The sequence below is a fragment of the Heliorestis convoluta genome (genome assembly GCF_009649955.1).
GTDB classification, from domain to species: Bacteria; Bacillota; Desulfitobacteriia; order Heliobacteriales; family Heliobacteriaceae; genus Heliorestis; species Heliorestis convoluta.
In genome coordinates this window covers 2,750,024-2,763,160 of record NZ_CP045875.1, presented here as the reverse complement: position 1 = coordinate 2,763,160, position 13,137 = coordinate 2,750,024, and the positions used below count along the sequence as shown (strand labels likewise).

Here is a 13,137-nt window from a genome sequence, read left to right as displayed (position 1 = left end):
TCTTAAAAAGTAGCATTACTATACATAGAAAGGTGGAGCAACAATGGCTCATCGAATTCGTCCTGCAGAATGTGTCGCTTGTGGTGCCTGTCAGTTCGTATGCCCTGCTGGCTGTATCTCTGAAGTAGAAGGTGGCATCCGACTTATCAATGAAGAAGTCTGTGTCGACTGCGCCTTATGTGTAAGAGCCTGTCCCGAAGACTGTATTGATAAAGTATAAAACTTGAAAAAAACGAGGTAACTTTATAAAAAGTGCCTCGTTTTTTTTCTTCTGTAACGTGTAAAATATAAGAAATCACCAGAGAAAATACAAAGTACAACTCTTAGAGAGCAAGATCATAGAACATGAGCCCCAATGTAAGCAAAATAAAATGACAAATGAATAAAAAGAACGTAACAAAAGAGAAGAAGACAAGGAACGTGATTATAATCAAAACCAACAGGAAAAAAAGAAACCCTACAAGAACCTACGAAACAGTCAGTAGCAATCATTATGAGATGACTGTTGCAGGCGAGGCCATGCATGTCACCATAGAGAGAAGAAAAGGAATCGTCAATAGTTCATTACGACTTTCAACAAAAGGCTTGCTCGTCCGCGTACCCCTTGATCTTACAGAAAAAGAAGTACAGGACTTGTTCAAAAACTATAAAGATTGGATACAGAGCAAATGGCAAGACCTCTTAGAAAAGAAAAAGCGCCAGAAGAACAACAAAGGCATGATCTACTATCGCGGAAAGCCTTATCAGATCAAAGTGCTCATAGAAGATACAATAGAAGATAAAAAAGAAAGAATTCACATCGATGAAGAAGCGCAACAACTGCACCTTCAACTTCAATCTACGGAAAAAAGCCAGTGGAGAGAAATTCTAAAAGAAGAACTACGCAAAAAAGGCAAAGAAGCAATCTTACAAAGAATTCCTGAGCTGAACAAAGGCTACGACTATGACTACAATAAAGTTACCATCAAAGATCAAAAGACACGCTGGGGAAGCTGCTCTGGCAGGAAGAACTTGAACTTTAGCTGGCGCTTAATCCTCATGCCACCAACTGTCATGGACTATGTCATTGTTCATGAACTTTGCCACTTAGGAGAAATGAACCATTCGCCCATGTTCTGGTATCGCGTCAGTGTCATGATGCCTCAATACGAACGCTATCGCCAGATATTACGTGAAGAAGGCACTTATATGGCTAGAATTATCGACGAAGTAGAGTTACTAGAATAAGGAAGGCTTCCTCGTAAGAGGAAGCTTTTTTTAGCTAACCAGTCATGCCCGGTTGGGCACAACCATTTGATGAAAATCAACAGTTGTCTCTAATCTTTGTTTGTCTCTAGTCTTTGTTTGCTCTAATCTTTGTTTGCTCTAATCTTTGTTGCTCTAGTCTTTGTTGCTCTAGTCTTTGTTGATCTAGTCTTTGTTGCTCTAGTCTTTGTTGCTCTAGTCTTTGTTGCTCTAGTCTTTGTTGCTCTAGTCTTTGTTGCTCTAGTCTTTGTTGCTCTGCTTCTTTGTTGTAATTTATTAACACCACTCTATTTTTTCCATCCCAACTAACTTCAGCCCCTAAACTCTCTGCAATAAACCTAAGAGGCACTAATGTTCTGCCGTTCATTATCATAGCAGGTACATCTAGTGATACTTCTTGATTGTTTACTATGGCAATTGTATTTTCAATTTGCAAATTAATTACAATATCGTCTTTTGTTCCTGTTACTGTTCTAGTTTCACCGTTCCATGTAACTTCTGCACCTAATGCTTCAAATATTGCTCTTAAAGGTACTAATGTTCTACCATGTTCAATTATTGGAGATTGTTCTAATACAATACTTTCCCCATTAACACTAACCGAAATATCATTAGCACTTACTAAACTTGATGAAGCTACAAGTAAAATAATTATTAATATAAGAATACTTTTTTTCAATCCTTCACCTTCTTTCTTATTTTTATCTATAATACCATAATTTAATTAACGTTAAAACCCATTACTTCTATGGTCTTTTCTGGAGAGTGTTTTGAAATTCTCCTACTCCAGTTTGGGTTAATCAGTTCTTCAGTAAAAATGAGCCAGCTCTGTCAGAGCTGGCTCAAAAACATTATTTCAATTGCTCAATTAACATTATAATACCCCATCAAAATCCACTTTCTATTTTAATATTCTTTTACTCTTAATAAATCACCAAGCAATTCAGTATATTTATCATTACCACGAAATTGATCAAGCATTTGTATGGTAGTATATAACACTTCTCGTTTGGTCTCAGGCAAAGAACGTAACAATAATGAATGTTTTTCAAACTGCTTATCATTACCACACCCGACTTATATTAGCAATAAAACAGTTTGTTTTATGGACATTTTTGCATAGAGAGAACACTTAAAGCTTTTCGGTGCAAAAGGGTATTTGTAAAAAAATCCGAATTAAGCTAAAAACAGGAAAAGTTGGATTATCTACAGGAGTGATTGTAAATGGATCTTAATGAACGTATAGAAAAAACAACGAAATTATGCCAATTATTATTTATCCAAGTTTGCAATTTGCATACTTTTTTTTAGGTATATATAATGTGCTTAAACAGTACCTTTTAGGTTTTTTTGAAGTACCGTTTAAGTACTTAAACGACCCTTTTAGGTATTGTTTAGGTAATTTAACAACCCCTTGCAGTACCTTTTAGGTACCTACTAGGTACTTTAAAGACCCTTTAGGAACCTAAAAACCCCTAAAAAGGTGGGGTTAAATTGGAATGGAACGGCGGGAACTACGTATCGCTACGATGCCATTTATTCGATTTTTTCACAATCAAACCTTTGTCTGCAAACTCACTTAATCGTGCGATGACGTTAGCGTTTCTTCCACCAACTCGATCACGGATAGTATCAACAGGTGGTAATTGATCGCCGTTTTGGACGGACATTATGATTTCCAAAATCGGATCGGGCTGTTCTGTTTCCGCTCATGCTGATTCTTTTGTAGTCGCAACTTCCACTTCCGCTTCCCGTTGTCGGTGTAGTGTCCGCATTGTTTCCGCTTGTGTCCGTGCCGCTCGATGCGGGTATATCGCCCCTGATTGCTCCACCATTGGGCTATCACTTCTGCTGATTGCATTGTTTTTGTGTTATCGAGATCGATAATGGCTGACTAAAAACGCTGATAACCAACCCCAACGTTTGACTCGAGTTTTGCCATACCATCGCCACGCCCAACTAGATCAAGTCCTGCGAGTAAATCATCGCCAAACATTGTGCGATATGAAGTAGGCGTGTCCATGCGGATAATCGTCCATTCTTCACCATAGAGGACAAAAAAAACCGCCCTATATCGGCGGTTTTTTTCATGGTTAAAATGGTAAATAACGGGGCAATCCATTAAGCAGAATTGTTTGGGTGAAATTAATGTCAACCCATTTGTATTTAGAGATCTCTTTGGGGCTTTTTGGTTGTTGACCTTGCCAATCAGGTGTGGTGAAATAATGACCGTCGTCATAGCGAATAACAGCAATCTCAAACAAATCTTCGTCTTCGGTTTGGAATTTTACGAGTAAAAACTCCGCATCTTCGTGAAGCTCATAACGCTTCATTATTTCGGCTTCAAAAACTTTCTTTACTAAAGGATCGTAAATTTTCATTTTCTCCATTAATCTAAACCCCTTTCTTTTTTATCATAATATTTACATCAAAACCCTGCATATCCTTTTTTTCTTTATAAAAAAACAAAAAATGTATTATTCTATAATCACAAGCTTACGATAAATAACGAAAACCACTCTACTTGGCAGTTCTTGAAAAACAAAAAAGTCCAATATTTATTAGTCTTTTCATTTTCCCCACCACCCCGCCTACCGTGAATAGGCTTATTTGGCGTTCTATGGGATATTGTGACGGGGTTGGGCATGCTTTGGTGTATTTAACCCTTCGAAGGGTTTTTTAGGCGTTTAGATGGCGATTTAGGGCGGATTTTTTAACACTTACGTGAAAATCATCTCTGTGCCAAGATCAATCAATGTCATTTTAGTTTTGCATTGTCTAGAAGTATTCAAAAACATACGTCCCATCACCGCAAGATTTTCTGATTCTACGCCAAATGGATGTGTCCATGTCCTTGATCGTCGTCGGGTTTAGCTTGTTTGCTTCTTCGCCTTTGTTGCCCAATCTTCTTTCTGACGTGTAAATTGTTGGCAATCCCAGTTGCACTCGCCATTGGACCAAGTCGTATATTTTTTGTATTACAAAGTCGCTTGGTTTTTGCTTGAAAATATCGTCAAGAACTAGAACTGTTGCATCCATTGCTTCTTGGTACATTTTAGGCTTTTCGTTTGTAGAAAAGCAATCCACGATTTCTGCAAACATGCGGACACAATTGATTACCTTGACATTGTGGCCGCTGGCAATAGCAACCTGTGCGATTGCAATTGCCAAATGGCTTTTGCCCATACCCGTTGCTCCGCCTAACCATAGGCAATGATCTTGTGTCGTGCAAATCCGCCCTTGGTGCATCACGTAGTCTGTAGGCATATTTGCAATATATTTTTCGGCAAGTTGTTTCATTTGGCTGTGGACTGGCTTACGAAACTCAAAGGAGTCTAATGTTTGCAGTTGTTCCTTTGGCGTAATGTTCGCTTCTCCCATTTTTCTTTTTACGATTCTTTCAAAAATGCAAATGCAAGTTCTGGACGTCTTCGTGGTACGGTCAACCACCATGCCCCTATCGCAACACACAGGACAATTGGATTTTTGCTGTTGTGTATGCAATTGTGAAACCCTTTCCGCTTCTTTTTGTTGGAGTAAATCCGCTAATCTCATATTTAACACTCCTTTTTTTAGCTAATTATTTGTTGCTGTTTTCCTTGCCCTGTATAAATCAATTCTGTGCCCAAAGGATGCTTTTTTTCCATGCCGTCGTCGTCACGAGTTGCGAAAAGTACATACTCTTTCAAAAAACCTAACTCGACCGTTCCAATGGAACCATTTCTGTTTTTGGCTACAATAATTTCGGCGATCCCTTTCTTTTCGCTTTCTTGGTTGTAATATTCATCTCGATAAATAAACCACACTTGGTCTGCATCTTGTTCGATGGCACCACTATCCCGTAAGTGACTTAAATTTGGGCGTTTGTTTTGTTGTTGTTCTACAGTCCTTGAAAGCTGTGAGAGAAGAAGCACAGGAATGTTTAGTTCTTTCGCTATCTTTTTAAAAGCCCATGAAATTTTCGTAATTTCTAAGTTTCTATTGTCATTTTTAGCACTACCTGTGCTTACAATTTGTAAGTAGTCAACTGCCAAAAAGCCAAGGTTGAAATCCCTTTTCATTTTTTTTGCACGTGCAATCAACTTGTCCAAGTCGCCAAAGTCGTCATCGGTGTATAGTGGATACTTCGCTATTTCACCCATGCCTATCTTAACCGCTTCTTCGTCCTGTTGTGTCATTTTGCCGTGCTTGAGATCTTTCAAATCCACCAAGCACTCACACGCTAACAATCGTTGCACCAATTGTTCCGTTGTCATCTCTAAACTAAACACACCTGTTGGAACACCTTTCTTAGCAACATTTAAGGCAATTTTTAGTGCCAAAGCTGTTTTACCCATACTTGGGCGTGCGGCCAAAATGACCAATTCACCTTTTTGCAAACCGTCTGTCATATTATCCAAGTGTTGGTAGCCCGTAGAATGCCCAGGCAATCCTTTGATTTTCTTCCTTTCTTGGATATTACCCCAAACATTGGGCAACGTTTCTGCAATTGATTTGTAGTTTTTTTCTGTCTCCGTGGCAACTGCCAACTCTTGCAACGATTTTTCTAGTTGGGGAAGAACTTCTTCGGCGTCTTTTTCAATTAGATCGCGGTGTGCTTTTGTTGTTAAAGCAATAATCTTTCTTTTTTGCGATTCTTTACGAATCATTTGGGCATACTGTTTGATGTTAGCAACGGAAGGAACTGTATCGGCAAGTTGTATGATGTAGTCAATTGCAACTTTCCCTTGTAATTCACGTGATGCGGTGATATAGTCAATCGGCTGTCCCGCTTCGTTCAAAGTCTTGAAAACTTGGTAGATTTGGCGGTGTGCTTCCGACGAAAAATCGGAAGCATCCACCCAACCAAATGCTTCTTCTGCTATGTCGTTATCCAAGAAGAAGCAACCTAAGAAACTTTGTTCTGCACCCATAATCTCGTTTGACATATTCAACACTCCTTTTCTTTTTAACAAAATTGATCACTTGTGGATGCGATACCGCTTGGCTTTTGGTAGTAGTTCTGTGGCTGTGGTGGTGTTTGGGGCATGGATAGAAGCTTGTTGATCATATTTGAGAAACTGTATAAATCGCCGTTTTTCCACGTGTAAATGTCATCTTTTTTCCCAAACCATTTGTCCATCAATTTCTTTAGCTCTTCTAGGGAACGGCTTTTCAGTAGTTCATTCGCTATTTTTTTGTCGTTATCACCAATGTTTGGCTCTGCCTTAAACGTTTTTACAAATTTATCCCGATAATATGAAGTCAACATTTCAATTTCAGGGTTTTGAGAAGGTTTTTTGGGTTTATCTATTGAAGTATTAGAAGAAACAAGTTCAAGTTTTTCTTTTGTAGGGGTGGGCTGTAGAGTGCTTGCCCTTTTTTCTTTTTCTCTTGTCCAGTTCTTCAAAACTTGCAACAAATAACGTGCTGGATTTTTCGGTGCCGCTATAGCACACTCGATCATGATGCTCGAAATATCTTCTGTGATAATACCTTTTTTTGTAGCTAACAATGCTAAATTGTTTGCTTGCTGTTTTGATAGATCTTGGTCTTGTCCAAACGACTTTTTGAAGGATTGCTCTATAATATCTACAAGCGAATTACTCAAGGCTCTATCATCATCTATCTTGTTGTTAACCTTGGTATTGTTATATTCGTTTAGTTCGGGTGCACGCTGTGCACTAGGAGGGGGCACGCTGTGCACTAGGGGTAGTGCATGCTGTTCACTAGGGGGTGCATGCTGTGCACTAGGGGGTGCATGCTGTTCACTAGGGGGTGCATGCTGTGCACTCCCTCCCCATAGCGAACTATCGATCAAGGTGTATAGATTGGACGTTTGGCCATCTCCATTGTACCTTTTGTCGATCTTGATTACGTTTTTTTCGACTAATTTTTTGACTACTAGAATCGCTTTTCGGCGAGATAGACCTGCATCGTTCGCTATCGTTTCATACGACGGAAAACATTCACCGCCTCGTGCCCTTGACTCAAGTGCACAATATACGGCTATGTCGTCTGAAACCAAACCTAGTTCTCGACTTCTTTGGAAAATAAAACATGTGCCACGATAAAAAGTCCCAGGCTCATATGTCTGCTTTTTGACCATCTATTCCACTCCTTTCTTCTATGAAAAACGTTTCTAAGGGGATATTCAAAAGGTTTGCCAACGTCGGCACATGTATCAATCTGACCCTGTGATCCCCTTTTTCCATTTTGCATATATTAGCTGATGTACAACCTATCAATTTAGCCAATTCCCCTTGTGTGATACCCTTTTGTATCCGTTGTTGTCTGATTTGTTGCCCAATTGTTTTGTTCATTTCTAACCATCTCCTTTAAGATTTTCTTAATTTACCACCCTAATTTTTAGGGCGGTCATCCCGCCCCAAACCCCTTCATAAAAAAGGGGCAAAGTAAACGGCACCCATTTTTTAAGCTAAGCGTTGCAAAAACCCTTTTTTGCTTTAAAGTTTTTTTTTAAGCTGGCGTGGTATGATTAAAATTTGCTTTGTGTTCAGTTAGAGTTTTAAGCCTACAAAAAAGTTTCACTCGTAAAATTGCACAAAAAACAGGGCGACCGCTTACTGCGGCCGCCCCGTACAAGATGAATGAAAATGAAAAGGATATGGATAAAAGAAAAACCGCCTAGATTTCGAGAATCTAAACATAAAAAAAGCGGGGTCAGAAACTTAGAAGTTTCTGACCCCGCTTTTTTTCTTTTATATTGAAGTATCTAAAGAAGGAAAAAAAACAAATTAGCGGAATAAAATGTATGGAGCAATCTAGTTTGATGTGATTTCAATAATTAGTATATTCTCTTGTAAAAATAATATAAAAAAGGTGATCATTTTGACTGAAGAAAAACTATTGGAACCTGAGCCATTAGAGTTGGAAAACCTAGGGTTTAAATTTGACGATAAGCCAGTATATGGGAGTTTAGTTGTTTATATCGACAGACTAGATTTTTTGTATAAATACGAAAAAAGATACGATAGCAGAACAATCTATTTTGATTTCGAAAAAATATCATTAAATACTGAAAACTTCGCCTACCATGGTGCGTATGATCGCACTTTAATAATTTGTCGTGAAGGAGCTTATTGCGAAATATATTGTAACCATTCAGATTTTGAAAAAATAATAAATCAATTAAATTTATTTAAAGAGTATAGGGGAATTGCTATTGCTAAAAAAAATCAAGAACTCATTAAAAAGAATCAGAAGCTAAAACGAATTTCCGAATCCTCACTATCTAATGCAGAAATTAAAACCATCGTTTCTAACTATATTATTGAGTTTGATATTACATCGTACCCGACTATTACAAATAGCGAGAATGCATCTTTTAATCTACTAACTGACATTCTTTGTAAAAAACTACCGCCATTAAATAGTAAAAACGAGCTAGAAACAGTCACTTTACAAATGCTTCAAATAATCTATATCGATGTGCTTTCAGATATTTTTAATAGTGAATATGGAGACTTTTTTTCTGAAATAGATGACTTACCACATATGATTGAAAAGTATATAAATATAGATACCATTTATCATCTGGATGATTATTCTCTAAACAAGCTGACTAGTTACTTGATTTCCAGGTCTGTATTAAGTAAAGGTGATTATGCATGTCTGGTTCAGCAGACTAAAGACTCAGTTTTAGAGATGTTGTATAGAAAGCAAGTTGAGCTAACGGAGAAAAAGCTGGCCACAAGTAAAGCCAGTGCAATAGAAATAATCACAATACATGATATTGATCTAATGACTGGATCTGAGTTTGAGCACTACATAGCATCTTTATTTAAGAAAATGGGATATAAAAGTCAAGTAACCAATCTTAGCGGAGATCAAGGAATAGACATAATATTAGAGAAGGCAAATCAGAAAATCGGAGTCCAAACAAAGTGCTACTCATCCAGTGTGTCCAATTCCGCTATCCAAGAAGTTGTTGCAGGATTGAGGTTTTATGGCTTAAGCAAAGGTATTGTTGTTACAAACCGTGGATTTACAAAATCGGCTATTGAGTTAGCAAAAGCAAATAATATCATCCTTTGGGACAGAGAATTTTTAAAGCAAAAGTTAGAAGAATTCAGCCTTTAGGAACTTAACTTAGGGAACGGAGTTTTCATACAGGGTTTGATTTGGTTTGTGGTTCTCCCGTTCAACGCTTGCCTTTGCTATATCGTTGTGAGCAAAACTCATCAACTTGGGCTTACCCCTTTTCTCCATCCCACTGTATGCCTATTCTAACACCCAAAAGAAAAAATAAAAAAACAAGGTAACTACTGCCTTGCGTTTAGAACGGCATATCGTCTGGTTCGTGTTTTTCGCCTTTGATTCTAAGTTCTAACATCATTTTTGCGTCATCAACCGTGGCAACTAAAAACGGTATAATCTCAAGTAGATATTCGTAGGTTTCTACGATTTTTTCTAATTCATCCGAAGTAGTATTCTCCACGTCGATTAACGAGTGTGGTCTGTTTCCGTTAGCAACACTATGCCCTTTGTCCGCCAACATTTTTGACGCAACGGCTATAAGTATGATCGCGTCTTTCTCACTTTGCGGACAGATGTTAGCATAAACATTGATCATTGTCATATCGATCAACTCCTTTACGTTTTTTGTTGCTTTCTATTTCAATTAAACCGTTGCATAACCTTTTTTAAAAATTTTTTTTAAAGAAAAAAGGCGGTAATTTACCCCTTCTTTATGACCTTAAATTAAATGTTTAACAATTAACCGTTTGATATTCTTTATATTTAAACGACTTTTTTTAATAATCGTTTAAATATAAAGATTTTTTTGTTTAAAGTTTAAAGTTTAAAGATGGTTTTTAGAAAAAAATTTTAAAGTACCCCCATCAAAAAAAAGGGGGTACGCACATATGCATGTTAGAATTATTAAGGGACCACTCACTGACAAAAGGAAGGCTATGTGTTATGCTTATCTCGCTGAATGCTACCATAGGATGAAGGCTGAAAAGGAGAAAAAAGAAAGCACTGAAAAGAAAGGGGCGTAAGAAGTATGTATACAGCTATCTATGCCCGTGTCTCGACGGAAGATCAGGCGAAACACGGGTATTCCCTTGCTCATCAGATCGCTGAATGTCGTCAGAAAGCTGGCACGGTAAAAACAAAAGAATATATTGACGACGGTGTGAGCGGTGAAGTTTTAGTCCGCCCCGCTTTATCAAGATTGCTCGCTGATGTTCGAGCGGGAATTATTGATCGAGTTGTTTTTTATTCTGCCGATCGCTTGTCAAGAAACTTAGAGAATCAGCTTGCGATCATGAGCGAGCTCAAAAAAAAGAAAGTTCAAGCTGTTTTTGTTCGTGGCGACTATCAAGACACCCCCGAAGGTGCATTTATGTTCAAGCTCCATGGGGCTGTAGCGGAACTCGAAAAAAACTTGATTGCAATGCGGACAGCCGACGGCAGACGCTCTAAGGCAAAGAATGGGAAAATAGTTAAAAACTATCATATTTTCGGATATGATTACGACACAGAAAAAGGACAGTTAGTGGTAAATGAAACTGAAGCCGAAGTGGTTCGAATGATTTTTCACATGTTCACAAAGGAAAACCATGGGATCAACGGAATCGCTAAACATCTCGATAGTATCGGCGTAAAAACCAAAAAAGGTGGGCACTCGTGGCATCGTCAAGTTGTTCGCCAGATTTTGATGAACCCTGTCTATGATGGCAAGTTTACTCAGAACCGATGGAATACTGAAAAGATCCATCTGAACAAATACGTAAAAAACGAAGAAGATAAGGTTAGAATTAAAGAAAGATCGAAGGAAGAATGGATCATTGTCCCTTGTCCAAGAATCGTGGATGATGTTACGTTTTCGCATGCCCAATCGTTATTAACCGAGTCCCGCCGTCGTTGGGCGGGGAAGCCGAAGAATGAATACCTATTAAGTGGACTTGTCCGATGCGGTGAATGTGGAAACACCATGTCAGGCAGAAAGGCAAAGAATTGGGACTCGTATGTTTTCGAGTATTACGATGTGAAGAGCACAGCAGGAGCAAAAAATAAAGGTTGCGGTCTAAAAATTCGTTGTGAACAGCTTGACAATTTCGTTTGGAGAGCGTTTCGTGAAATGCTAGACGACGTAGAAGGCTTAGATTTTGGGAATAATGAAAGTTTTGACAAATTAAGAGTTGAGCAAAACCAATTGGAAAAGTTGCAAAAAGAACTTGAAAAGGTCAAAAAAGGGCAAGTGAAGTTAACGCTCAGTTTTGCCGTTGAAAATGTGGGCGACGACATCTACCAAGAAGCAGTTCGCGAGCTTCAAAATAAAGAGAAAACCATCATCGCCCAAATCGAAACAATACAATCACGAATGGAAGAATTGTCGCAAACAGAAAACACAAAAGACTTACTACTCGAAGCCAAAGAATATTATATGTCCCACGAAGATGAACTGGATCTGAAGATGAAACAAAACCTAATTCGTTTTGTTGTCCGTGAAATCAGGGTTTTCAAAGACGAAAAAGTTGATATTTTGCTGTTTTAGAACTATATTATCATTGATGATATAGTTCTTTTTTTCCATGTTTTTACGCATACTATTGTTATAAATATCTCGTTTTCGATACAGCGAGCCGCATAGGTTGCTAGCTTAGTTCCCTTATCGGCTTTAAAGGTATTAATGGCTTTGATGAGTCCGATCGTGCCGATGGAGATCAAGTCGTCGTTGTTCTCGCCTGTGCCGTCAAACTTTTTGCAGACATGGGCGACCAGTCGCAAGTTGTGTTCAATCAGTTTGTTTCTTGCTTCACCGTCGCCTTCGGCCAGTTTTTGTAGGTACATTCTTTCTTCCTTTTCGTTTAATGGATGGGGAAAGGCATTGTTGCTAATGTAACTCATTAAGGCTGTAACACCTTTTATAAAAGGAAGAATTAAGGCTCCTACTACGTCAATCATGAGCCCACCTCCGGTCAGATACTGTCATATATCCTATGGCGGTGGTGCTTGGTCGGTGACAAGGAAAATATAGTTAAAAAGCCAGAGCTTCGTTAGTGAGAAGGTCTGGCTTTTTTTGTATTTTATTATGATTCTATTGGCCTGCTTTAGTTAGTAACATACTGATCTGCCAGTATTGAAAATTTGAAGGTTCACAAAAGTTTTACAAAACTCACAATAACTTTGTTTTAAACCGTGCATAGTATTGACAGTCTTTTCCCGAAAGAATACAGTAAAGATAAGTAGTTGCTATAGAGAGAATAGCGTAACAACTTAATTTAGCTAGATTGTGCTTATTTGACTTCTCAAATGAAGTTAAATAAGCACAATTTTTGACTTTTTTGAGAAGGGAGAGATGTGTTGTGTACGGTTTAAGCGCCAGACGGTTTTTGCAATTTTCGGGTACTACAACAGCTGCTATAATAGCTGCCCGAATATGACATAGCGCTACGGTCGCCGGTCTGGGGACCACAGAGAGAACAAATGCTATGACCAATCACAACCCATCGATCCTTGACAACGATATGGCTTTATTACCTTCCAAGCCTTAAAAAGGTTTCAGCCATTCTCACATTGCCCTTTCGCAACATTCCTGCCTTTGTACGAAAATAGCTACCTTGTGGTGGGGTCAGGCGTTATGAATTCCTTCCGAAGGTCCTACCCACGCCATGAGCGGCAGCAAGCTGCCGATGGCTGAGGTCTGAAGTCCTCTCTCCAGGAAGTCATAACGCCTGCCCCAGGTACATCTTGCTGGTTGTGACTGGGTTTGAGCCTATTGCAAATGCACATACAATAGGTAGTTGCTTAAACATAGCAGAAAGTTACGCAAAGCAATGCCAATGGGAGTAACAATCAGTAGAAACCCTCTGGGACTGGGCATCACGCTTTCCGCAGCGGGACTTGGGACCTCAGCTGTCGCCAGCTTTGCTGGCGGTAACA

The 13,137-nt window shown here is 38.7% G+C and carries 12 protein-coding genes and 1 pseudogene; 4 read left to right on the top strand and 9 right to left on the bottom strand.

Annotated elements, in window-relative coordinates:
* Positions 1–43: 43 nt before the first annotated feature.
* Together FTV88_RS13120 and FTV88_RS13115 are read left to right on the top strand one after the other, a co-directional pair.
* Positions 44–220 carry a 4Fe-4S binding protein gene (locus FTV88_RS13120; RefSeq protein ID WP_153726031.1) on the top strand — a complete coding sequence of 59 codons (177 nt, stop codon included), beginning with the start codon at positions 44–46 and terminating at the stop codon, positions 218–220.
* Between the two features lie 200 nt (positions 221–420).
* Positions 421–1,227: a M48 family metallopeptidase gene (locus tag FTV88_RS13115; protein WP_162008054.1), complete on the top strand. Its 807-nt coding sequence runs from the start codon at positions 421–423 to the stop codon at positions 1,225–1,227.
* Between the two features lie 106 nt (positions 1,228–1,333).
* Here the strand turns inward: FTV88_RS13115 and FTV88_RS13110 are convergent, their stop codons facing one another.
* The 7 genes from FTV88_RS13110 to FTV88_RS13080 all read right to left on the bottom strand — a co-directional run bounded on the left by FTV88_RS13110 (position 1,334) and on the right by FTV88_RS13080 (position 7,547).
* Complete coding sequence (locus FTV88_RS13110; protein WP_243137167.1) at positions 1,334–1,924, bottom strand: copper amine oxidase N-terminal domain-containing protein; 591 nt, start codon at positions 1,922–1,924, stop codon at positions 1,334–1,336.
* Positions 1,925–2,759: 835 nt separating this feature from the next.
* On the bottom strand, positions 2,760–2,915 hold the full coding sequence (locus FTV88_RS13105) for a hypothetical protein (RefSeq protein ID WP_153726029.1): 156 nt from the start codon (positions 2,913–2,915) through the stop codon (positions 2,760–2,762).
* Between the two features lie 423 nt (positions 2,916–3,338).
* Positions 3,339–3,635: a hypothetical protein gene (locus FTV88_RS13100; RefSeq protein WP_153726028.1), complete on the bottom strand. Its 297-nt coding sequence runs from the start codon at positions 3,633–3,635 to the stop codon at positions 3,339–3,341.
* 388 nt (positions 3,636–4,023) lie between these two features.
* Positions 4,024–4,800 (bottom strand): ATP-binding protein, encoded by a 777-nt coding sequence (locus FTV88_RS13095; protein ID WP_153726027.1) that lies wholly within the window; start codon positions 4,798–4,800, stop codon positions 4,024–4,026.
* Positions 4,801–4,817: 17 nt separating this feature from the next.
* The gene (gene dnaB / locus FTV88_RS13090; protein WP_153726026.1) at positions 4,818–6,173 is read right to left on the bottom strand and encodes a replicative DNA helicase; all 1,356 of its coding nucleotides are present in this window, start codon (positions 6,171–6,173) and stop codon (positions 4,818–4,820) included.
* Positions 6,174–6,193: 20 nt separating this feature from the next.
* Positions 6,194–7,333, bottom strand: coding sequence for a helix-turn-helix domain-containing protein (locus tag FTV88_RS13085; protein ID WP_153726025.1), 1,140 nt, complete (start codon positions 7,331–7,333; stop codon positions 6,194–6,196).
* Positions 7,311–7,547: a helix-turn-helix transcriptional regulator gene (locus FTV88_RS13080; protein WP_153726024.1), complete on the bottom strand. Its 237-nt coding sequence runs from the start codon at positions 7,545–7,547 to the stop codon at positions 7,311–7,313. The genes FTV88_RS13085 and FTV88_RS13080 overlap by 23 nt, the downstream gene beginning before the upstream one ends.
* A gap of 529 nt (positions 7,548–8,076) precedes the next feature.
* Here FTV88_RS13080 and FTV88_RS15675 point away from each other — a divergent pair.
* A complete protein-coding gene (locus FTV88_RS15675) occupies positions 8,077–9,327 on the top strand; it encodes a restriction endonuclease (protein ID WP_207707878.1) in 1,251 nt (416 codons plus the stop codon).
* 196 nt (positions 9,328–9,523) lie between these two features.
* Here the strand turns inward: FTV88_RS15675 and FTV88_RS13070 are convergent, their stop codons facing one another.
* The gene (locus FTV88_RS13070; RefSeq protein WP_153726023.1) at positions 9,524–9,826 is read right to left on the bottom strand and encodes a hypothetical protein; all 303 of its coding nucleotides are present in this window, start codon (positions 9,824–9,826) and stop codon (positions 9,524–9,526) included.
* A 426-nt stretch (positions 9,827–10,252) separates the two neighbouring features.
* On the opposite strand from FTV88_RS13070, the gene FTV88_RS13065 reads away from it, so the two are divergent.
* On the top strand, positions 10,253–11,749 hold the full coding sequence (locus FTV88_RS13065; protein ID WP_153726022.1) for a recombinase family protein: 1,497 nt from the start codon (positions 10,253–10,255) through the stop codon (positions 11,747–11,749).
* A gap of 41 nt (positions 11,750–11,790) precedes the next feature.
* On the opposite strand, the pseudogene FTV88_RS13060 reads toward FTV88_RS13065, so the two are convergent.
* Positions 11,791–12,159: pseudogene (locus tag FTV88_RS13060) on the bottom strand (sigma-70 family RNA polymerase sigma factor); the annotation flags it as partial.
* Between the last annotated feature and the right edge of the window lie 978 nt (positions 12,160–13,137).

What these genes read in the sequence shown, in the direction of transcription:
- FTV88_RS13095 (WP_153726027.1), bottom strand. Translation starts at nt 4,800, where the DNA reads ATGAGATTAGCGGATTTACTCCAACAAAAAGAAGCGGAAAGGGTTTCA.
- dnaB (WP_153726026.1), bottom strand. Translation starts at nt 6,173, where the DNA reads ATGTCAAACGAGATTATGGGTGCAGAACAAAGTTTCTTAGGTTGCTTC.
- FTV88_RS13100 (WP_153726028.1), bottom strand. Translation starts at nt 3,635, where the DNA reads ATGGAGAAAATGAAAATTTACGATCCTTTAGTAAAGAAAGTTTTTGAA.
- FTV88_RS13070 (WP_153726023.1), bottom strand. Translation starts at nt 9,826, where the DNA reads ATGACAATGATCAATGTTTATGCTAACATCTGTCCGCAAAGTGAGAAA.
- FTV88_RS13065 (WP_153726022.1), top strand. Translation starts at nt 10,253, where the DNA reads ATGTATACAGCTATCTATGCCCGTGTCTCGACGGAAGATCAGGCGAAA.
- FTV88_RS13085 (WP_153726025.1), bottom strand. Translation starts at nt 7,333, where the DNA reads ATGGTCAAAAAGCAGACATATGAGCCTGGGACTTTTTATCGTGGCACA.
- FTV88_RS13105 (WP_153726029.1), bottom strand. Translation starts at nt 2,915, where the DNA reads ATGTCCGTCCAAAACGGCGATCAATTACCACCTGTTGATACTATCCGT.
- FTV88_RS13080 (WP_153726024.1), bottom strand. Translation starts at nt 7,547, where the DNA reads ATGAACAAAACAATTGGGCAACAAATCAGACAACAACGGATACAAAAG.
- FTV88_RS13120 (WP_153726031.1), top strand. Translation starts at nt 44, where the DNA reads ATGGCTCATCGAATTCGTCCTGCAGAATGTGTCGCTTGTGGTGCCTGT.